Annotated in this window: 20 protein-coding genes and 1 riboswitch; of the genes, 14 read left to right on the forward strand and 6 right to left on the reverse strand. The window is 70.5% G+C overall.

What is annotated here, in order from left to right; translation table 11 throughout:
* Window positions 1–3: 3 nt before the first annotated feature.
* From folP to AB0H84_RS37065, 5 genes are read left to right on the forward strand one after another with little or no spacing between them, the layout of a single operon-like run.
* Entirely contained in the window at window positions 4–810 is an 807-nt protein-coding gene (folP, locus tag AB0H84_RS37045) for a dihydropteroate synthase (protein ID WP_357615417.1), read from the forward strand.
* Entirely contained in the window at window positions 807–1,253 is a 447-nt protein-coding gene (locus tag AB0H84_RS37050) for a nuclear transport factor 2 family protein (protein ID WP_357615130.1), read from the forward strand. Before folP ends, AB0H84_RS37050 begins: the two co-directional genes overlap by 4 nt.
* Window positions 1,243–1,608: a dihydroneopterin aldolase gene (gene folB, locus AB0H84_RS37055; RefSeq protein ID WP_357615132.1), complete on the forward strand. Its 366-nt coding sequence runs from the start codon at window positions 1,243–1,245 to the stop codon at window positions 1,606–1,608. Before AB0H84_RS37050 ends, folB begins: the two co-directional genes overlap by 11 nt.
* Window positions 1,605–2,108 (forward strand): 2-amino-4-hydroxy-6-hydroxymethyldihydropteridine diphosphokinase, encoded by a 504-nt coding sequence (gene folK, locus AB0H84_RS37060; protein ID WP_357615135.1) that lies wholly within the window; start codon window positions 1,605–1,607, stop codon window positions 2,106–2,108. The genes folB and folK overlap by 4 nt, the downstream gene beginning before the upstream one ends.
* The gene (locus AB0H84_RS37065; RefSeq protein WP_357615137.1) at window positions 2,105–2,563 is read left to right on the forward strand and encodes a DUF3180 domain-containing protein; all 459 of its coding nucleotides are present in this window, start codon (window positions 2,105–2,107) and stop codon (window positions 2,561–2,563) included. The genes folK and AB0H84_RS37065 overlap by 4 nt, the downstream gene beginning before the upstream one ends.
* Here AB0H84_RS37065 and AB0H84_RS37070 read toward each other — a convergent pair.
* A complete protein-coding gene (locus tag AB0H84_RS37070) occupies window positions 2,560–3,627 on the reverse strand; it encodes an acyltransferase (protein ID WP_357615138.1) in 1,068 nt (355 codons plus the stop codon). The two genes, AB0H84_RS37065 and AB0H84_RS37070, sit on opposite strands and share 4 nt — an antisense overlap.
* Window positions 3,624–4,769 carry an NADH-quinone oxidoreductase subunit D gene (locus AB0H84_RS37075; protein ID WP_357615141.1) on the reverse strand — a complete coding sequence of 382 codons (1,146 nt, stop codon included), beginning with the start codon at window positions 4,767–4,769 and terminating at the stop codon, window positions 3,624–3,626. Before AB0H84_RS37075 ends, AB0H84_RS37070 begins: the two co-directional genes overlap by 4 nt.
* Before the next feature lie 122 nt (window positions 4,770–4,891).
* On the opposite strand from AB0H84_RS37075, the gene AB0H84_RS37080 reads away from it, so the two are divergent.
* Window positions 4,892–5,587: a DoxX family protein gene (locus AB0H84_RS37080; protein WP_357615144.1), complete on the forward strand. Its 696-nt coding sequence runs from the start codon at window positions 4,892–4,894 to the stop codon at window positions 5,585–5,587.
* A gap of 4 nt (window positions 5,588–5,591) precedes the next feature.
* Here the strand turns inward: AB0H84_RS37080 and AB0H84_RS37085 are convergent, their stop codons facing one another.
* On the reverse strand, window positions 5,592–6,803 hold the full coding sequence (locus AB0H84_RS37085) for an aminotransferase class V-fold PLP-dependent enzyme (RefSeq protein WP_357615420.1): 1,212 nt from the start codon (window positions 6,801–6,803) through the stop codon (window positions 5,592–5,594).
* 121 nt (window positions 6,804–6,924) lie between these two features.
* Window positions 6,925–7,040: riboswitch (SAM riboswitch) on the reverse strand.
* Window positions 7,041–7,151: 111 nt separating this feature from the next.
* Between AB0H84_RS37085 and AB0H84_RS37090 the strand changes: the two genes are divergently transcribed.
* Window positions 7,152–7,901 carry a TerC family protein gene (locus AB0H84_RS37090; RefSeq protein WP_357615147.1) on the forward strand — a complete coding sequence of 250 codons (750 nt, stop codon included), beginning with the start codon at window positions 7,152–7,154 and terminating at the stop codon, window positions 7,899–7,901.
* Window positions 7,901–9,094 carry a cytochrome P450 gene (locus AB0H84_RS37095; protein ID WP_357615150.1) on the forward strand — a complete coding sequence of 398 codons (1,194 nt, stop codon included), beginning with the start codon at window positions 7,901–7,903 and terminating at the stop codon, window positions 9,092–9,094. Before AB0H84_RS37090 ends, AB0H84_RS37095 begins: the two co-directional genes overlap by 1 nt.
* On the opposite strand, the gene AB0H84_RS37100 is transcribed toward AB0H84_RS37095, so the two are convergent.
* Window positions 9,078–10,040 (reverse strand): SAM-dependent methyltransferase, encoded by a 963-nt coding sequence (locus AB0H84_RS37100; RefSeq protein WP_357615153.1) that lies wholly within the window; start codon window positions 10,038–10,040, stop codon window positions 9,078–9,080. The two genes, AB0H84_RS37095 and AB0H84_RS37100, sit on opposite strands and share 17 nt — an antisense overlap.
* A gap of 194 nt (window positions 10,041–10,234) precedes the next feature.
* On the opposite strand from AB0H84_RS37100, the gene AB0H84_RS37105 reads away from it, so the two are divergent.
* From AB0H84_RS37105 to AB0H84_RS37125, 5 genes are all read left to right on the forward strand, one after another.
* Entirely contained in the window at window positions 10,235–10,462 is a 228-nt protein-coding gene (locus AB0H84_RS37105) for a chaplin (protein WP_357615156.1), read from the forward strand.
* A 305-nt stretch (window positions 10,463–10,767) separates the two neighbouring features.
* Window positions 10,768–11,658, forward strand: coding sequence for a DUF2520 domain-containing protein (locus AB0H84_RS37110; RefSeq protein WP_357615159.1), 891 nt, complete (start codon window positions 10,768–10,770; stop codon window positions 11,656–11,658).
* 13 nt (window positions 11,659–11,671) lie between these two features.
* Complete coding sequence (panC, locus tag AB0H84_RS37115) at window positions 11,672–12,511, forward strand: pantoate--beta-alanine ligase (RefSeq protein WP_357615162.1); 840 nt, start codon at window positions 11,672–11,674, stop codon at window positions 12,509–12,511.
* 82 nt (window positions 12,512–12,593) lie between these two features.
* Window positions 12,594–15,122 (forward strand): L-aspartate oxidase, encoded by a 2,529-nt coding sequence (locus AB0H84_RS37120; protein ID WP_357615164.1) that lies wholly within the window; start codon window positions 12,594–12,596, stop codon window positions 15,120–15,122.
* Window positions 15,123–15,125: 3 nt separating this feature from the next.
* Window positions 15,126–15,908 carry a type III pantothenate kinase gene (locus AB0H84_RS37125; RefSeq protein ID WP_345000615.1) on the forward strand — a complete coding sequence of 261 codons (783 nt, stop codon included), beginning with the start codon at window positions 15,126–15,128 and terminating at the stop codon, window positions 15,906–15,908.
* Between the two features lie 51 nt (window positions 15,909–15,959).
* Here the strand turns inward: AB0H84_RS37125 and AB0H84_RS37130 are convergent, their stop codons facing one another.
* The gene (locus AB0H84_RS37130) at window positions 15,960–16,442 is read right to left on the reverse strand and encodes a hypothetical protein (RefSeq protein ID WP_357615167.1); all 483 of its coding nucleotides are present in this window, start codon (window positions 16,440–16,442) and stop codon (window positions 15,960–15,962) included.
* Between the two features lie 129 nt (window positions 16,443–16,571).
* Here AB0H84_RS37130 and lysX point away from each other — a divergent pair, with 129 nt between their 5' ends.
* Window positions 16,572–18,092: a bifunctional lysylphosphatidylglycerol synthetase/lysine--tRNA ligase LysX gene (gene lysX, locus AB0H84_RS37135; RefSeq protein ID WP_357615170.1), complete on the forward strand. Its 1,521-nt coding sequence runs from the start codon at window positions 16,572–16,574 to the stop codon at window positions 18,090–18,092.
* Window positions 18,093–18,133: 41 nt separating this feature from the next.
* Here the strand turns inward: lysX and AB0H84_RS37140 are convergent, their stop codons facing one another.
* Window positions 18,134–19,066 carry an NADP-dependent oxidoreductase gene (locus AB0H84_RS37140; protein ID WP_357615173.1) on the reverse strand — a complete coding sequence of 311 codons (933 nt, stop codon included), beginning with the start codon at window positions 19,064–19,066 and terminating at the stop codon, window positions 18,134–18,136.
* Between the last annotated feature and the right edge of the window lie 45 nt (window positions 19,067–19,111).

The raw sequence follows: 19,111 nt of genomic DNA on the forward strand, positions 1-19,111 counted from the left end.
GTCATGGGTGTGGTCAATGTGACCCCCGATTCGTTCTCCGACGGCGGCCGGTGGTTCGACGAGAGAGCCGCCATCCAGCACGGCCTTGACCTGGTCGAGGAGGGGGCCGACCTGGTCGACGTGGGCGGGGAGTCCACCCGCCCCGGCGCGGCCAGGGTGTCGCTGGAGGAGGAGCTGGCCAGGGTCGTGCCCGTGATCAGGGCGCTCGACGCCGAGGGAGTGGCGGTCAGCGTCGACACGATGCGGGCCGAGGTCGCCAGGGCCGCGGTCGAGGCGGGCGCGCGGCTCGTCAACGACGTGAGCGGCGGCCTCGCCGATCCCGAGATGCCACGCGTGGTGGCCGAGACCGGCATCCCGTACGTCGTGATGCACTGGCGCGGCCACAGCCACGACATGGAGAGCCGGGCCGTCTACGCCGACGTGGTCACCGAGGTCCGCGAGGAGCTCAGCAAGCGGGTCGACCTGGTCCTGGCGGAAGGCGTCACGGAGGAGCAGATCGTGCTCGACCCGGGCCTCGGCTTCGCCAAGAACGCCCAGCACAACTGGGCGCTGCTGAACGGGATCCCGCAGCTGGCCGAGCTGGGCTACCCGCTGCTCATCGGGGCCTCGCGCAAGCGCTTCCTCGGGCGGCTGCTGGCCGATTCCGACGGCACGCCCCGGCCGTTCAGCCGTAGTGACGACGCCACGCTGGCCGTGACCGCACTGGCCGCGCAAGCGGGCGCCTGGTGCGTACGTGTCCACCACGTGGCCCCCAATGCCGATGCCGTGCGCGTGGCTGCCGCATGGAAGAGAGCCGGAGCAGGCACATGAGCGTCGACACCGCCGCCATCGAGACGGTCAACCAGGAGTTCTACGCCGCGATCGAGAGCGGCGACCTCGACAAGATGACCGAGGTCTGGGCCGAGGACACCGCCGACGACCAGGTCAGCTGCGTGCACCCGGGCTGGACCCTGCTCGCCGGCCGGTCCGAGGTGCTGCGGTCCTGGGCCCTGATCATGGCCAACACCACCTACATCCAGTTCGTGCTGACCGACGTCAGCACGACCGTGCTGGGTGACGTGGCCGTGCTGACCTGCGTCGAGAACATCCTCACCGCCGGCGAGGAGGGTGAGGCCAGCTTCGCCGCGGGCAAGGTGGTGGCCAGCAACGTCTACATCCGCACCGCGCAGGGCTGGCGGCTGTGGATGCACCACGGCTCCCCGGTGCTCCAGAGCGACGACGACGAGGAGGAGGACGGCGAGCTTGAGCGCTGATCGCATCGCTCTCAAGGGCCTGCGGGCCAGGGGGAGGCACGGCGTGCTCGCTGCCGAGCGGGAGCTCGGGCAGGAGTTCGTGATCGACGCGACGCTGTTCCTCGACACCGCGCCGGCGGCGGCCGGCGACGATCTCACCAAGACCGTCCACTACGGCGAGCTGGCCCAGGCGCTGGTCGAAGTCGTGGAGGGCGAGCCGGTCGCGCTGATCGAGACGCTCGCGCAGCGGCTGGCCGACGTCTGCCTGGCCAGTGAGCTGGTGAACAAGGTCGAGGTGAGCGTGCACAAACCGGCGGCGCCGATCCCGCTGCCGTTCGACGACGTGGTCGTGACCATCGAGCGGAGCCGCGTATGAAAGTCGTCCTGGCTCTGGGCAGCAACCTGGGGCCCCGGTTCCAGACGTTGCAGGGCGCCGTGGACACCCTGTTCGACGCCCCTGGGCTGGAGTTCGTCAAGGCGTCCCCGGTCTACGAGACCGACCCCGTCGGCGGTCCCGCCGGGCAGAAGCCGTACCTCAACGCGGTCGTGATCGCCGAGACCACCCTGGCGCCGCGCACGTTGCTGGAGCGGGCGCAGAGCGTGGAGAACGCCTTCGGCCGGGTGCGCACGGAGCACTGGGGGCCGCGCACGCTCGACATCGACCTGATCGTGGTGGGCGACACCGTCTGTGACGACCCCGAGCTGACGCTGCCGCATCCCCTCGCCCACGAGCGCGCGTTCGTGCTGGTGCCCTGGGTGAAGGCCGACCCCGACGGCGTGGTGCCCGGGCGCGGCCGGGTGGCGGAGCTGCTGGAGGGCGTCGACCAGGCAGGGGTACGCCTGCGCGACGACCTGAAGCTGCAGAGGCCCGATTGAAGCTCACCCATCCCGGCCACCTGGTCGGCATCGTCATCGTTGTCGCGTTGATCGCGTGGGCGCTGGTCAGACCCGTCTACGCCGACCTGCCCCTCATGCCGTGGACCGCGATCCCCACGGTGCTGCTGCTGGCCATCGGTGAGGGCTACAGCGCGTGGACGACCAAGGCCAGGATCGCCAGGAAGCCGGGCACCAAGCCGGTGGAGCCCCTGGCGGTGGCCCGGCTGGCCGCGCTGGCGAAGGCGTCGGCGTACGTGGGGGCGGCGTTCGCGGGGTTGTTCGCCGGATTCGCCCTCTACACGGTGCAGATCTTCGACCGGGAGACGCCGCGGTCGGAGTTCTTCATCGCGACCGGGTCGTTCCTGGCCTGCGTGGCGCTGATCTGCGCCGCCCTCTACCTGGAGCGCGCCTGCCGCATCCCCAAGGACTCGGACGACCAGCAACAACGCGACTAAGCCCGTTTGCGCCCGAACAGGTAGATGACCGGGGTGGTGCAGATCAGCGGCCCGATGATCGCGATGGGGCGCTCCAGCCACCACTTCAGGTCGGGCGGGATCTCGGTGCCCAGGTTGCCGAAGAGCCACCACGACAGCCCCAGCGCGATGGCCATGCCGGTCGTGTGGAAGAGGAAGAGCGGCAGCGCGTACCGGTTGATGAAGCCGTTCACCCGGCGCCAGCCGGGCCGCTCGAGGACGCGCTCCATCGACGGCCGCAGCACCTCCACCAGCCCGATCTGGAACAGCAGCAGGGCGACGATGACGAACGTGGGCGGCGCCATGTTCGACCACTTGTCGCCGGGCACGCCCACCATCGAGCCCGGGTAGATGCCGGAGTAGACCAGGCCGAAGAGGGCGAAGAGACCCGTCCAGAGCAGCGCGACGTCATAGCGCCTGGGCAGGATGACGATCCGGTCGTAGAAGAACCCGGCCTGGTGGGCGAGCCCCCAGACGATGATCATGTTGAGCCAGCCGACCCACTCGACCCCGTACCGGAAGCGCACCACATCGACCACCAGCGACGCGCCGCCGAGCCAGATCAGCGCCAGCACGTCGTAGCGGCGGTGCAGCCAGAGCGCCACGGGGAGCAGCGCGATCAGCACGAGGTAGACGCCGAGGAACCAGAGCGGGCTGAGCACCAGCAGCACCACCCGCCACATCCAGTCCACCCGGAACGTGAACGTGACGACCGCGCCGATGGAGATCCACGCCCCGGAGAGGAACAGCGCCGGTAAAGCCAGCGCGCGGATGCGCCGCCAGACGAAGGAGCCGATGCCGACGCCGCGCGCCCGGGCCCGCTCCCAGGACAGCAGGTGCACGTGGCCGCCCACGTAGAAGAAGAGCGGCAGCACCTGCAGCAGCCAGGTCAGGATCCACAGCCCGGAGGTGAAGCCCAGCGGGCTGGTGGGCTCGGGGCCGGTCGGCTTCCACTGCAGGATGGTGAACGCCCAGTGCCAGACCACCACGACGCAGAGGCTCAGGGCACGGAGCCAGTCGACGTACTTGTCGCGCTCGACTTTCACTTGTCGATGTCACCCACGACGAAGAACATCGAGCCGAGGATGGCCACCATGTCGGCGACCAGGTGGCCGGGGAGCATCTCCCGCAGCACCTGGATGTTGCTGTACGAGGCCGAGCGGAGCTTGAGCCGCCACGGGGTCTTGTCGCCCTTGGAGACCAGGTAGTAGCCGTTGATGCCGAGCGGATTCTCGGTCCACGCGTACGTGTGCCCCTCCGGCACCTTCAGCACCTTCGGCAGGCGCTGGTTGATGGGACCGGGCGGCAGCGAGCGCAGGTGCTCGACGCAGGCGTCGGCCAGGTCGAGCGAGACCTTGAGCTGGTCGAACAGCACCTCGAACCGGGCGTGGCAGTCGCCCGCGTGCCGGGTGACCACCTTGACGGGCAGCTCGCGATAGGCGAGGTACGGGTCGTCGCGGCGCAGGTCGAAGTCGACCCCGGAGGCCCTGGCGATGGGGCCGCTGACGCCGTACTGCATGATCTGCTCGCGGGAGAGCACGCCGACGCCCTTGGTGCGGGCGATGAAGATCTCGTTGTGCAGGATGAGGTCCTCGATGTCGGGCACCCGGCGGCGGGTCTCCGCGATCGCGGCGGACACCCGGTCGAGCCAGCCGAGCGGCAGGTCCTCCTTGAGGCCCCCGACCCGGTTGAACATGTAGTGCATGCGCCCGCCGGAGATCTCCTCCATGACGGCCTGGATGCGCTCGCGCTCGTCGAAGGCGTAGAAGAGCGGCGTGATCGCGCCCAGCTCGAGCGGATAGGAGCCGAGGAACATCAGGTGGTTGAGCACCCGGTTGAGCTCGGCCAGCAGCGTGCGCGCCCATACGGCCCTTACCGGAGGCTCCATGCCGAGCAGGCGCTCGGCGGCGATCACCACGCCCAGCTCGTTGGCGAAGCCCGAGAGCCAGTCGTGCCGGTTGGCCAGCATGATGATCTGACGGTAGTCGCGGACCTCGAACAGCTTCTCCGCGCCCCGGTGCATGTAGCCGATGATCGGCTCGGCGGCGGTGATGCGCTCGCCGTCGAGCGTCAGGCGGAGCCTGAGCACCCCGTGGGTCGACGGGTGCTGCGGGCCGATGTTGAGGATCATGTCCTCGGTGGCCAGCTCTTTCGCGCCCGCACCGATTCCGACCACACGTTCCGTCATATGGCCATGCTGCCACCGCGCTGAACGGTGATCCAGCCGGGGGGCGGGTCAAGGAATCGTATGAAAGCGCATCCCCAAGCCGGACAAGGGGAGAAATAACGGGAACGGGGGGAGAAAACACCATGAAGAGAGCTGTTTTCGATATCGCGTTCCTGATCGCGCGGGTCGTGACCGGCGTGATCTTCCTGGCGCACGGCTTGGAGAAGTGGTTCGGCGGTATCGCCGCCCAGGGCCGGGCGTTCAGGGGCATGGGCGTCCCGATGCCCGAGTTCGCCGCGACCTACGCGACCGTCGTGGAGACCGTCGGCGGCCTCTTCCTCATCTTCGGCCTGCTGGTACGGCTGATGGCGCTGCTGTTGCTGCTCAACATGCTCGGCGCGATCGCGTTCGTGCACTACGGGCACGGCGTGCTGGCCACCACCGGCGGCTGGGAACTGCCCGGCCTGCTCGGGGCGCTGAGCCTGCTGTTCCTGGCGCTCGGCGGCGGGCGGATCGGGCTCGACGGCCTGTTCAGCGCGAGGTTCCGCAGACGCGGGGAGCGCCGGGCCGCCGAGGAGGAGCTCGCCGCGTACGCTCCGGGCGCGCGCGCTCCGGAGCCCTCGAACGTCACGCCGGTGACCGGCGAGTCCACCAGGCCCGTGCCGTCCCAGGAGGTCACCGGCGAGTCCACCAGGCCCCTGCCGTCGCAGGAGCCGCGCGTGCCCAGGCAGCCCCATGAGCACCGGGCGGGCATGATCGACGACGACGACATGCGGGACATCGACGCCCTGGTCTCCGACGAGCCGCCGCCGCACCACAAGCCCCCGAACAGGGGCTGAGGGGTCAGCGGGCGACGAGCTCCCGGAGGGCCTCGACGAGCCGGTCCACGTGCTCCTCCGTGGTGCCGATGCCGATCGAGGCCCGCACCGCGGAGGCGGTGCCGTCCTCGCAGCCCCCGTCGGATCTTCCCAGCAGGTGCCGGACGAACGGGTGCGCGCAGAACTTCCCGTCGCGCACCCCGATGCCGTACTCGCTGGAGAGCGCCTCGGCGACCTCGCGGGCCGAGTAGCCGTCCACGGTGAACGACACGATGCCGACGCGCGGGTGCTCATCCCCCCACAGCGACAGCTCGCGTACGCCCTCGATCGAGGCCAGCCCGGAGCGCAGCCGGGCGATCAGCCGCTCCTCCTCCCGCACCAGCGCGGTCCAGCCGGTGGCCGTGAGCGCGTCGCAGGCCGCGGCCAGCGCGATGGCGCCCAGCACGTTCGGGGTGCCCGCCTCGTGCCGCGGCTCGGGGTCGTCGTGCCACTCGGTGTCGTCACCCACGGAGCGCACCGCACCCCCGCCCTTGAGGTACGGCTCGCCCTCCGCGAGCCAGTCCCGCCGCCCGACCAGCACCCCGGCGCCGAAGGGCGCGTACAGCTTGTGCCCGGAGAAGGCCACGTAGTCCAGGCCGAGCGCGGTCAGGTTGAGCGGCCGGTGCGGTACGAGCTGGGCGGCGTCCACCAGGATGCGGGCCCCGTGCCGGTGGGCGATGTGGGCCAGGGCGGCGATGGGCCAGAGCTCGCCGGTGACGTTGGAGGCGGCGGTGACCACGAGCAGCTTGGGGCCGTCGATCGCGGCCAGCGCCTCGTCGGCGGCGCGGACGGCCTCGCCGGGGAAGGCGGGCGGGGCCAGCCGTACGGAGTTCTTCCAGGGCAGGAGCGAGGCGTGGTGCTCGGTGTCGAAGACCACGGTGGTCGTGCCGGCGGGCAGGCAGCCGGCCAGGAGGTTCGTGGCGTCGGTGGTGTTGCGGGTGAAGATCACGGCGTCGTCCGGGCGGGCGCCGACGAACGCCCTGACCGTGTGGCGGGCCTGCTCGTAGCGGGCGGTGGTGAGCTGGGAGGCGTAGCCCGCGCCACGGTGGACGCTGGAGTAGGCCGGGAGCGCGGCGGTGACGGCGGCGCTGACCGGCTCGAGACAGGGCGCGCTGGCGGCGTAGTCGAGGTTGGCGTAGCCGACCAGCCTGCCGCCCTTGACCGGCACCTCCAGATCGGCCCCGAGCACTGCGGGGATCGGCCTGCTCGTGACGGGGGAAGCCGCCTCGACGTGCTGGGCGGGGACGGAGTTGAAGATCGTCAAGGTGGACACGGCACATCTCCCTCAGGGTCGTCGGGACCCCTGGAAACAGCCACGGAGCCCGCGCTTGCCCGCCACACCTCGTGACGGACCAGGTCTTCACCCGGGGCACCCCGCCGCGGACGCGAGGGTTGCCGGCCAGCTAGCCGGGGCTTGTCGCTGGCACTCATGACCTACGACCCGCACTATAACCGAAACCTCCCTATGAATCGCAAGTCGCGAACTTCTGCGCCGCGTCACTCGTTGCTACCGGAAATCCCGCCCACGTAGTCATGGAGGTACGCGATGCTGGACTGGGTGACCGACCCACAGATCTGGATCGGCTTCTTCACCCTGGTCGCCCTGGAGATCGTGCTGGGGATCGACAACATCATCTTCATCTCCATCCTGGCCGGGAAACTACCCCCCGAACAGCGCGACAGAGCACGTGTGATGGGCCTCGGCGCCGCCCTGATCACCCGCCTGCTCCTGCTCCTCGGCCTGTCGTGGGTGGTGCAGCTCACCGAGCCGCTCTTCACCGTCCTCGGCCACGAGATATCGGGACGCGACCTGATCCTGCTGCTCGGCGGCCTGTTCCTGCTGGGCAAGAGCGTCACCGAGATCGGCCACAGCATGGACGCCCCCGCGGACAAGGACGGCAAGAAGGCCGCCGCGGCCTCCTTTGCCTCGGTGATCATGCAGATCATGGTGCTGGACATCGTCTTCTCGCTCGACTCCGTCATCACCGCCGTCGGCATGGTGGACCAGCTCGGCGTGATGATCGCGGCGGTCGTGGTGGCGGTGGTGGTGATGCTGTTCGCCTCGGGGCCGATCAGCAGGTTCGTGGACCGGCACCCGAGCATCAAGATGCTGGCGCTGGCGTTCCTGGTGCTCATCGGCGTGGTGCTCATCGCCGAGGGCTTCGGCCAGCACATCCCCAAGGGCTACATCTACTTCGCGATGGCGTTCTCGCTCGTCGTCGAGCTGCTGAACATCCGGGTGCGCAGCAAGCGCGCCCACCTGGAGCAGCAGGATTCCACTTCTAAGATGAAATAGTGCGCTTTGACCCTTGGGATCCGAATTTCGTGGCCCACCCGTACCCCGTGTACGACGAGCTGAGGCGCGAGTCGCCCGTCAGCTACTTCGAGCCGACCGACCAGTGGCTGATCTCGCGCCACGCCGACGTGAACGCCCTGCTCAGGGAGCGCCGCCTGGGCAGGTCCTACCTGCACGTGGCCACGCACGAGGAGTTCGGCAGGCCGCCGGAGCCCGAGTTCCAGGAGCCGTTCTGGCGCGTGATCAGGGCGGGCATGCTCGACGTGGAGCCGCCGGTGCACACCAGGCTGCGCCGGCTGGTCTCCAAGGCGTTCACGCCCCGCATGGTCGAGTCCCTGCGCCCCCGGGTGCGGGCCATCGCCGCGGGCCTGGTGGACGCGTTCGTGGAGAAGGGCGGCGGCGACCTGATCGCCGAGGTGGCCGAGCCGCTCCCGGTGACGGTGATCGCGGAGATGCTCGGCATCCCCGACCAGGACCGCCACCTGCTGCGCCCCTGGTCGGCGGAGATCTGCGGCATGTACGAGCTCAACCCGGCACCCGAGGCCCAGCACACTGCGGTACGTGCGGCGTCGGAGTTCGCCGGCTACCTCAAGACCCTGGCCACGGAGCGGCGCCAGACCCCGGGCGACGACCTGATCAGCGCGCTGGCGGGGATCCCGGAGCTGACCGACGACGAGCTGGTCGGCACGTGCGTGCTGCTGCTCAACGCCGGCCACGAGGCCACCGTGAACGTGACGGGCAACGGCTGGTGGGCGCTGTTCAGGAACCCCTCCGAGCTGGCACGGCTGCGCGAGGACCGCTCGCTGCTGCCCACGGCCGTCGAGGAGCTGATGCGCTGGGACACGCCGCTGCAGATGTTCGAGCGCTGGGTCCTGGAGGACATCGAGGTGCACGGCGTGCAGATCCCGCGCGGGTCGGAGGTGGCGCTGCTGTTCGGGTCGGCCAACCGCGACCCGGCGGTCTTCGACGAGCCGGACCGGTTCGACGTGGGCCGCGCGGACAATCCGCACATCTCCTTCGGCGCCGGCATCCACTTCTGCCTGGGGGCGCCGCTGGCCCGCCTCGAGCTCATCGAGTCCTTCGGCGCGCTGCTGGACCGGGCGGCCACGCTGGAGCTGCGGAGCACGCCGGCCTGGAAGCCCGGTTACATCATCCGGGGGCTGGAGTCACTGGACGTCAGCGCCGCTGGCTGAGCCAGCCGAAGCCGCCGAGGCCGGCCGGATCGATCAGCTCGCCCTCCTCCGAGGCTCTGGCCAGAGCCCGGACGTAGGCCCGCGGATCGGCGTGGGCGAGGTCGATGGGGGGCCGGGTGCCGGTGATCCCCAACGCCTTCAGCGCGTCGCGCTGTGTGGACAAGGTTGTGGATATCGCACCGGCCCGGCGCCCGGCCTCCGCGCACGCGTCGAGCGCCACGTGAGCCGTGATGTCGCAGGTCCCGTCGGGGATCGGGGCGACGACCGCGCCGTCGCGGTAACCGGTCAACGTGCCACAGAGCGGCCGGTTATCCACAGCATGTGCATAATCGATGGCAATCGCCCGGCCGCGGTTGAGGCGTACCAGGACGGAGGCCCAGGCCTCGTCGCGGGGACGGCCGATCTCCGCGCGCGCGCCCACGCGGGACAGCGGCCACCACCGGTCGAGCCAGGCGCGGTCGTCGGGGCACACGGGGCCGCCGAGGCGCTCCTCGCCCGTGTGGACGTCGACCATGATGAGGTGCGGCCCGTCGGCGGTCTGCTCGGCCACGTCGAGCGGCACGTTGTCGAGCCACTCGTTGGCGATGGCCAGGCCGGTGATGCCGCTGGGCACGCTCCGCCGCCAGGCGACCCGCTGGGGCAGGCCCTCGGGCCTGGGGGAGAGCTCCACGGCCGTGACGCGGAGCCGGTCGCGCAGCGCGGGCTTCGCGGCGGCGAGCACCTGGGTGACCAGCGTGCCCTCGCCCGCGCCGATGTCGACCAGGTCGAGCACGTCAGGGCCGCCGAGCTCGGCGTCCACCTCCGCCAGCAGGGCCAGCACCGCGTCGGCGAACGCCGTGGAGGCGCTCACCGAGGTGCGGAAGTGGCCCGAAGGGCGTTCGCGGAGGTAGAAGCCCTCCTCGCCGTACAGCGCACGCTCCGTCGCGGCGCGCCAGGTGAGCCACATGCTCTGGACTATCTCATGATTTCTGAGTGACACGCATCGTTATCAAACGACTACTCATGGTCGCCGAGTTGCGGTAGCTTTACCCCTTGTCATCGGGCGATCACGTTCCGCCAACCCTCAATTGGCGGAGCCATGTCGCTCCTCAGAGCAAGCACGCAAAGCGGCCCCAGGCCGCTCGATCGAGAGGAGCCACCGTGCTCAAGAAGGTCATGGTCGTCGCAGGAGCCGTCGCCATGCTGTCGCTCGCGGCCCCGGCGCACGCCGACATCACCAGCGGCGAGGGCGGCGTGCTCAGCGGCAACCAGGTCCACGTCCCGATCAACGTCCCGGTCAACGTCTGCGGCAACGCCGTGGCCGTCATGGGCATCGCGTTCGCCGGCTGCAAGGGCGGCGCCAACGTCTACGCGCCGAGCCACCACTGACAGCAGGAACCCGGGCCGGCGCTCGTCCGGCCCGGGCTCTTCACCCCGGCTGGCCGGTCGGCGAGCGGCCAGCCGGCGCACCTCCAAGAGGTCACATCCGCGCGGGCGTCGGTCCTGGATGAGGGACTCGGCGCCCGCTGCCATGCGATGGAACCCCTCTCCTCATCTCTTCCGACAGGGGGTGCACGTTTTGTATGCCCTTGTCGCTTTTGTCGTTAACTCAACATGCGGCAAAGCCGCGGTCACATCGGCAGCCGAGGCCGTTACGCTGGTCGGCGGTGCCATATCGACAGAGGTGTGACGTCATGGACGCAGGGGATCGCCCGGCACGGCTGACCGTCGGGGTGCTCGGAGCGGGCAAGGTCGGCTCGGCCCTCGGGGCCGCGCTGGCGCAGGCGGGGCACCGGATCGTGGCCGCGAGCGGTGTATCGGACAATTCACAGCGATGGGCGGGCGAGCGGCTCGGCGTCAAGCTGTCCAGACCCGACGAGGTGGTCGCGGCGGCCCAGCTCATCCTGCTCACCGTGCCCGACGACGCCCTGCCCGACCTCGTCACCGGGCTTGCCGCCACGGGCGCCGACCTGCAGGGCAAGATACTCGTGCACACCAGCGGGGCGTACGGGCTGTCCGTGCTCGAGCCGGCGGCCAGGGCCGGCGCGCTGCCGCTGGCGCTGCACCCGGTGATGACGTTCACGGGCAGGGACGACGACCTCAACAAGCTCACCGGCATCTCGTACGGCGTGACCGCCCCCGACGTGCTCCGGCCGATCGCCGAGGCTCTGGTGATCGAGATGGGCGGCGAGCCCGTCTGGATCGCCGACGCCGACCGCGCGCTCTATCACGCGGCGCTGGCCGGGGCCGCCAACCACATGGTCACGCTCATCGCCGAGTCGCAGGAGCTGCTGGGGCGCATCGGCGTCGAGCACCCGGGGCGGATGCTGGGCCCGCTGCTCGGCGCCGCGCTCGACAACGTGCTGAGGCTGGGCATCGCCGGGCTGACCGGGCCGGTCGTCCGGGGCGACGCGGGCACGGTGCGCAAGCACGTCGACGCGCTGATCCTGGCGGCGCCCGAGGCGGCCGACGCCTACATCGCGCTGGCCCGCCTCACGGCCGACCGGGCACTGGCCGCGGGGCTGCTCAAGCCGGAGGAGGCCGAGCGGCTGCTCGACGCACTCGGGGGGAACATATGGACGTAGAGGCGGAGGATTTATGGAGCTGATCGTCGCCAGGCATCGGGACGACCTGGTCAAGGCGCGTCGTGGTGGTGAGGTGGCGCTGGTGCCGACCATGGGCGCGCTGCACGAGGGTCACCGGTCGCTGATCAGGCAGGCCCGTGCCCGCGCCGATCAGGTCGTGGTCAGCATCTTCGTCAACCCCCTGCAATTCGGTCCAAGCGAGGATTTTTCCCGCTATCCCCGTACGTTCGACTCCGATCTTGATGTGTGCCGGGCCGAGGGCGTGGACGTCGTCTTCCACCCGGACGTCGAGGTGATGTACGCGCCCGACCGCCAGGTGAGCGTCTCGGCGGGCCACATGGGCACGATCGTCGAGGGGGCGTACCGCCCGGGCCACTTCGACGGCGTGCTCACGGTCGTGCTCAAGCTGTTCAACCTCGTCCAGCCCGATCTCGCGGTCTTCGGCCAGAAAGACGCCCAGCAGCTCGCCCTCATCCGCCGCATGGTGGCCGACCTCGACCTGCCGATCGAGATCCTGGGCGCGCCCACCGTACGCGAGCCCGACGGCCTGGCCCTGTCGAGCCGTAACCGCTACCTGTCCGACGACGACCGGCAGGTGGCGCTGGCGCTCTCCCGCGCCCTGCGGGCGGGCGCGGCGGAGCTCACCCCGGCCAGGATCCGCGCGGCGGCGCAGCAGGTGCTCGACGCGGCCGGGCACCGGCTCGAGGTCGACTACCTCGCGCTGGTCGACCCGGCCACGTTCGCCGACGTGGACGAGACGTACCGGGGGACGGCCGTGCTCGCGGTGGCCGCCAAGGTCGGCACGACCAGGCTGATCGACAACGTCACCCTCACCTTGAACCCCGCCTCCTAGAGAGCCGGACCCCGGGGCATGGGCATGCCGCGCCAGGCGTTATCGTCATGTTGACGAAATCGCCTCAGTGAGGAGACCCCTGATGAGTGCACCGGCGATTCCCCTGCGGCTGACCGCGCCCGCACCCGGCTGGACCGTCGAAGCGGACGTGGTGGTCGTCGGCTCGGGTATCGCGGGCCTGACCGTGGCCCTGCGCTACGCCGAGCTCGAGCCGTCCGCCAAGGTGCTGGTCGTCACCAAGGACGTGCTCTCAGCGGGCTCCACCCGATGGGCGCAGGGCGGCATCGCGGCCGTGCTCGATCCCCGCGACACCCCCGACGAGCACCTGAACGACACGCTGCTCGCCGGCGTCGGGCTGTGCGACACGCGGGCCGTGCGCACGCTCGTCACGGAGGGCCCCGGCGCGCTGCGGCGGCTCATGGCCCGTGGCGCCCGCTTCGACCGCACTCCCGAGGGCGAGCTCCAGCTCACGCGGGAGGGCGGCCACCGGCGGCGCCGGATCGTGCACGCGGGCGGCGACGCGACGGGGGCGGAGGTGCAGCGGGCGCTCGTCGAGGCGGCCCGCGCCGAGCGGCGCATCGAGGTGATCGAGCACGCGCTGGTGCTCGACCTGCTCAAGGACGCCAGGGGCCGGGCGACGGGCGTGACGCTGCACGTCATGGGCGAGGGCGCCCGTGACGGGGTGGGCGCGGTGCGCGCCAGGGCGGTGGTGCTGGCCACCGGCGGCATGGGCCAGGTGTACGCCGCCACCACCAACCCCGCCGTCTCCACCGGCGACGGGGTCGCGCTCGCGCTGCGGGCCGGGGCCGTGGTGCGCGACATCGAGTTCGTCCAGTTCCACCCGACCGTGCTCTGGCTCGGCGAGGGCTCGACCGGTCAGCAGCCGCTGATCTCCGAGGCGGTCAGGGGCGAGGGCGCTTACCTGGTGGATCACGAGGGTGTCCGGTTCATGCAGGGCGTGCACGAGCTGGCCGACCTGGCGCCGCGCGACGTCGTGGCCAAGGCGATCATGGGCAGGATCCAGGAGACGGGTCGCGACCACATGTACCTCGACGGCCGCCACTTCGGCCGCGACAAGTGGGAGTCCCGTTTCCCGACCATCTACGCGGTCTGCCGCGAGCACGGCATCGACCCGGCGACCGAGCCGATCCCCGTCGCCCCGGCCGCCCATTACGCGAGCGGCGGCGTACGCGCGGACCTGCACGGTCGTACCTCGATCGAGGGCCTGTACGCGTGCGGCGAGGTGGCCTGCACCGGCGTGCACGGCGCGAACCGGCTGGCCTCGAACTCCCTGCTGGAGGGGCTCGTCTTCGCCGAGCGCATCGCCGAGGACATCCACGCGGTACGCCCGGCGCCCGGCGAGCCGGTCGAGGACCCGGCGGCGACCGGACTGGTGGACCCGAGGGTCCGGCCCAGGATCCAGGCCCACATGAGCACGGGGGCGAGCGTGCTGCGCAGCCGCGAGTCGCTGCTGGCCACGGCCAGGGCGCTGCGTGACGCCCGCTGGACGCCGGTCGAGGTGGCCGCCTGCACCGAGTCCTGGGAGGCCACGAACCTGCTCACCGTCGCCACCGTGCTCACCGGCGCGGCGGCGGCCAGGCTCGAGACCCGTGGCTCACACTGGCGCGAGGACTACGACACCCGTGACGACAACGACTGGCTCGGCCACCTGGACGTGACCCTGACCGAGGAGGGGCCCCGCATGACGTACACGCCTCATGGAGATGTGCTGCCGCCGCGCCTGGCGCAGGAGCTCACCGCCGCGGGGCTGGACCCGGCCGAGGTGAACGCGCTGATCGACCGGGCGCTGGCCGAGGACCTGCAGGAGGCGGGCGACGTGACCAGCCTGGCGACGATCCCGGCCGACCAGGTCTGCGCGGGCGACGTGGTGGCCCGCAAGGACGGCATCGTGGCGGGGCTGGCCGTGGCCGAGGCGGTGTTCGTCCGGCTGGGCGCCGCCCGTACGGAGCGGAAGGCCAAGGACGGCGAGCGGGTGCGGGCCGGGGACGTGCTGATGACGGTCGAGGGGCCGGTGCGGGCCATGCTGACGGCCGAGCGCACGGCGCTCAACCTGCTCACCCACCTCTCGGGGGTGGCCACGCTGACCGGCAGGTGGGTGGAGGCGATCAGCGGCACGGCGGCGCGCGTGCGTGACAGCCGCAAGACGCTGCCCGGCCTGCGAGCGCTGGAGAAGTACGCCGTGCGCTGCGGCGGCGGCGTGAACCACCGGATGTCGCTGTCGGACGCGGCGCTGATCAAGGACAACCACGTGGTGGCGGCCGGCGGGGTGGCCGAGGCGTTCAGGGCGGTCAGGGAGCGCTACCCGGACCTGCCGATCGAGGTGGAGATCGACCGGCTCGACCAGCTGGAGGCGGTGCTGGACGAGGGGGCCGAGGAGATCCTGCTGGACAACTTCACGATCGAGGAGACCGCCCATGCCGTACAAGTGGTGAAAAATCGGGCGAAAAACAGGGTTGCACTCGAGGCCAGCGGGGGATTGACCTTGGAATCGGCTCGTGGTGTGGCCGAAACTGGCGTTGACTACCTGGCGGTGGGGGCGCTGACGCACTCTGCGCCGGCCCTGGACATCGCACTGGATCTGCGGGGGTAATTGATGCTGCTCACGATCGACGTCGGCAACACGCACACGGTGTTGGGCCTGTTCGAGGGCGAGGACGTCATCGAGCACTGGCGGCTGGCGACCGACGCCCGCCGCACCGCCGACGAGATCGCGGTCGTCCTCCAGGGCCTGCTGGCGCAGTCGCCGCTGCTCAAGGGGGCCGACATCGACGGCATCGCCATCTGCTCCACGGTCCCGAGCGTGCTCAACGAGATGCGCGAGATGTGCCGCCGCTACTACGGCGACGTGACGGCGGTGATCGTGGAGCCGGGCATCCGCACCGGGGTGCCCGTACGCATGGACAACCCCAAAGAGGTCGGCAGCGACCGCATCGTGAACGCGCTGGCGGCCATCGACCAGTACGGCGGCCCCTGCATCATCGTCGACTTCGGCACCGCAACATCGTTCGACGCGGTGTCGGCCAAGGGCGAGTACGTCGGGGCGGTCACCGCGCCGGGCATCGAGATCTCGGTCGACGCGCTGGCCGCCGCCGGGGCGCAGCTGCACAAGGTGGAGCTGGTCAGGCCGCGCTCGGTGATCGCCAAGAACACGGTGGAGGCCCTGCAGGCCGGGATCATCTACGGGTTCGCGGGCCAGGTGGACGGCATCGTGGAGCGGATGGCGGCCGAGCTGGCCGACGACCCCGACGACGTGACGGTGGTGGCCACCGGCGGGCACGCGGGGCTGGTGGTGGGCGAGTCGCGCTCGATCGACGTCCACGAGCCGTGGCTGACGCTCATCGGGCTGCGCCTGATCTACACCAGGAACACGGCCTGACGCGAAGAAGCGGCCCCCGCCTCCGTAAGGGGGGCCGCTCACTCGTATGCGTCACTCGCTCTCGGCGGTGTAGATGTACGACCAGGAGCCGCACTTCGTCGGGTAGCTGCTGTACTGGCCGATCTGGCAGACCTTCACCCGCATGCTGTAGACGTCGTTCTCCTGGAAGGAGAACTTCTTGTAGCCGGGGTAGCCGCAGTACTTCTTGGAGTAGACCGGGGACCAGTCGTGGTCGAAGTCGCTGGCCTCGAACTTCACGAACGCGCACTTGCCACCCTCGTCGGCGTCGCGGTTGTCCAGGTCGTAGAGCCGGCCCCGCACGGTGACCTCGTTCGACTCGCCGTCCTCGTCCCAGTTGACGCCGATCCAGCCCTGCGACTTGGCGAGGTAGTGCTTGGCGTAGACAGGACCCCAGGAGGTGGAGTAGTCGTCGTCGTGGTGGGCCGTGGTGGCGCTGGCGGCCGAAGGAAGCGCAAGGGCGACTGCGCCGGTGGCGGCGACGGCGAGCAAACCGGTCGCGATCTTCTTCAACATCTTCTCTCCTTGAGCTCCCCTTGGACCGGCTCCCTGCCGGTTCCCCCCTGAGCTCGTGAGACATTGATAAGCCGAGGCCCTTGCACAGATCCTGCAGCGCTCCTGCAGCGCTCCTTCAGCGGACCGACGATGCCTTGCAGTTCGCCATATCCCCTACTCTTTGATGGTGTGAGCGACGAACTTCCCGAGCAGATGCGCATCCGGAGGGAGAAGCTCGACCGCCTTCGCAGCGAGGGCGTCGACCCTTACCCGGTGAATTTCCCACGTACGGCGACCAACGCCGAGGTCAGGGAGAAATACCAGGGCCTGGAGCCCGACACCGCCACCGGTGACACGGTCGCGGTCGCGGGGCGCGTCATGCTCAACCGCGTGGGCGGCAAGCTCTGCTTCGCCACCATCCGCGACGGCGGCGCCGACCTGCAGGTCATGATCTCGCTCGACAAGGTGGGCGAGGAGTCGCTGGCCGCGTGGAAGCGCGACGTCGACCTGGGCGACCACGTGGGCGTCACCGGCGAGGTCATCACCTCGCGGCGCGGCGAGCTGTCGATCCTGGCCGACAGCTGGCAGATCACCGCCAAGTGCCTGCGCCCGCTGCCGGAGAAGCACGTCGGCCTCACCGACCCCGAGGCACGCGTCCGCCAGCGCTACGTCGACCTCATCGTCAACGACGAGGCGCGCAAGATGGCCCGCCTCCGCAGCGCCACGGTGCGCGCGGTGCGCGACTTCTGGCACGAGGAGGGCTACCTCGAGGTCGAGACCCCGATGCTGCAGCCCATCCACGGCGGCGCGACGGCCCGGCCGTTCAAGACCCACATCAACGCCTACGACATGGAGCTCTACCTTCGCATCGCGATCGAGCTCTACCTCAAGCGGCTCGTGGTCGGGGGCATCGAGAAGGTCTTCGAGATCAACCGCAACTTCCGCAACGAAGGCGCCGACTCCACGCACAACCCCGAGTTCACGATGCTCGAGGCGTACGGCACCTACCTCGACTACAACGACATGGCCGACCTGACCCAGCGGATGTACCAGAAGGCCGTGGTGGCCGCCCTGGACACCTCGGTCGTCGTCCATGACGGGGTGGAGGTGGACCTGGGGATCGCGGCCTGGCCCCGCATCACCCTGTACGGCGCCGTCTCGGAGGCCGTCGGCGAGGAGATCACCACCTCGACCTCCTTGGAGGAGCTCCGCAAGCTCGCCGACCGCCGCGAGATCCACTGGGATCCGAAGTGGGGCGCGGGCAAGCTGGTGCAGGAGCTCTTCGAAGCCCTGGTGGAGCACACGATCGTGCAGCCCACGTTCGTCATGGACTACCCGCTGGAGACCTCGCCCCTGACCCGCCAGCACCGGGAGGACCCGCTGCTGACGGAGAAGTGGGACCTGATCGGCTTCGGCACGGAGCTGGGCACGGCCTACTCCGAGCTGATCGACCCGATCGAGCAGCGCCGCCGCCTCACGGAGCAGTCCCTCCTGGCCGCCGGTGGCGACCTGGAGGCCATGCAGCTGGACGAGGACTTCCTGCAGGCCCTTGAATACGCCATGCCGCCCACGGGTGGTGTCGGCGTGGGGATCGACCGCATGATCATGGCCTTCACCGGCAGGAACATCCGGGAAACCATCCTGTTCCCGCTGGTCAAGCCCACCCACTGAGCCCCGGCGGCCCCCTGTGCGGGGGCCGTCGCATCGGCCGGTCAGGGGATGAGGACGAGGCGGCCGCGCAGGCCGCCGGCGGCCAGGCGGGCGTGGGCGTCGGCGACCTTCTCCAGGGGGTACGTCTCCGCCACCCGCAACGTCAGCCGCCCCGCCTCCACCAGTCGTACCAGCTCCGCGAGCTGGGCGGCGTCCGAGCGGAAGAACACCGTGGCGACGTCGGTCCCGCGCAGCGCCACCGGTGCGACACCCGCCGAGAGGGCGATGAAGGCCCCGCCGTCCCGCACCGCGTCCAGGGCCGCCAGGCCGAGCACGGCCGCGTCCACGACGGCGTCCACACCCCCGGGGACAAGCGCACGTACGGAGGAGGCCACGTCCTCACCGCGCGGCACGAACCACTCGGCCCCCAGCCCCCGCACCAGCTCCTCGTCCCCGGCCCCCGCGACGGCCACCACCCGGGCGCCGCGCAGGGCGGCCAGCTCGACCAGGTAGCCCCCGACGGCCCCGGCCGCCCCCGTGACGAGCAGCGTACGGCCGGGGCCGATACCGGCGCGGTCGAGCGACTGCCAGGCCGTGAGCGCGTTGAGCGGGATCGTGGCCGCCTCCGCCGCCGTGCGGCCGCGCGGCGCCCGAGCCACCGCCGAGGAGTCGACCACCACGTACTCGGCCTGCGCCTTCACCGGCAGCTCCAGTCGCGCCACGAGCGCGACGACCTCGTCTCCCACGTGGAACGCGGCCCCGTCGCCCACCTGGTCGACGGTCCCCGCGGCCTCGAAGCCGAGCCCGTAGGAGTCCAGCTTGCGGGCCACGCCGTAGTCGGCGAGCGTCCCCGCCGCCACGGCGAGGTCGAACAGGTTCACCCCGGCCGCCGCGACCTTGATCCGCACCTGTCCGGGCCCTGCGGTGGGCACCGGCACCTCCACCAGCCGGGGAGCGCCGGAGCCGCCGATGAGTGCACGCATGTTGTTCGTCATGCGGACGATCGTAGGAAGAGCTACTCTCTTCTGGTAAGTAGGCAC

It is taken from the genome of Nonomuraea sp. NPDC050786 (assembly GCF_040654115.1).
Taxonomy (GTDB): domain Bacteria; phylum Actinomycetota; class Actinomycetes; order Streptosporangiales; family Streptosporangiaceae; genus Nonomuraea.

Excerpts from the sequence above, each read along its gene's own strand:
- folP (WP_357615417.1), top strand. The coding sequence starts at position 4 with ATGGGTGTGGTCAATGTGACCCCCGATTCGTTCTCCGACGGCGGCCGG.
- AB0H84_RS37050 (WP_357615130.1), top strand. The coding sequence starts at position 807 with ATGAGCGTCGACACCGCCGCCATCGAGACGGTCAACCAGGAGTTCTAC.
- folK (WP_357615135.1), top strand. The coding sequence starts at position 1,605 with ATGAAAGTCGTCCTGGCTCTGGGCAGCAACCTGGGGCCCCGGTTCCAG.
- AB0H84_RS37075 (WP_357615141.1), bottom strand. The coding sequence starts at position 4,769 with ATGACGGAACGTGTGGTCGGAATCGGTGCGGGCGCGAAAGAGCTGGCC.
- AB0H84_RS37080 (WP_357615144.1), top strand. The coding sequence starts at position 4,892 with ATGAAGAGAGCTGTTTTCGATATCGCGTTCCTGATCGCGCGGGTCGTG.
- AB0H84_RS37090 (WP_357615147.1), top strand. The coding sequence starts at position 7,152 with ATGCTGGACTGGGTGACCGACCCACAGATCTGGATCGGCTTCTTCACC.
- AB0H84_RS37100 (WP_357615153.1), bottom strand. The coding sequence starts at position 10,040 with ATGTGGCTCACCTGGCGCGCCGCGACGGAGCGTGCGCTGTACGGCGAG.
- AB0H84_RS37110 (WP_357615159.1), top strand. The coding sequence starts at position 10,768 with ATGGACGCAGGGGATCGCCCGGCACGGCTGACCGTCGGGGTGCTCGGA.
- panC (WP_357615162.1), top strand. The coding sequence starts at position 11,672 with ATGGAGCTGATCGTCGCCAGGCATCGGGACGACCTGGTCAAGGCGCGT.
- AB0H84_RS37120 (WP_357615164.1), top strand. The coding sequence starts at position 12,594 with ATGAGTGCACCGGCGATTCCCCTGCGGCTGACCGCGCCCGCACCCGGC.
- AB0H84_RS37125 (WP_345000615.1), top strand. The coding sequence starts at position 15,126 with ATGCTGCTCACGATCGACGTCGGCAACACGCACACGGTGTTGGGCCTG.
- AB0H84_RS37130 (WP_357615167.1), bottom strand. The coding sequence starts at position 16,442 with ATGTTGAAGAAGATCGCGACCGGTTTGCTCGCCGTCGCCGCCACCGGC.
- lysX (WP_357615170.1), top strand. The coding sequence starts at position 16,572 with ATGCCTTGCAGTTCGCCATATCCCCTACTCTTTGATGGTGTGAGCGAC.
- AB0H84_RS37140 (WP_357615173.1), bottom strand. The coding sequence starts at position 19,066 with ATGACGAACAACATGCGTGCACTCATCGGCGGCTCCGGCGCTCCCCGG.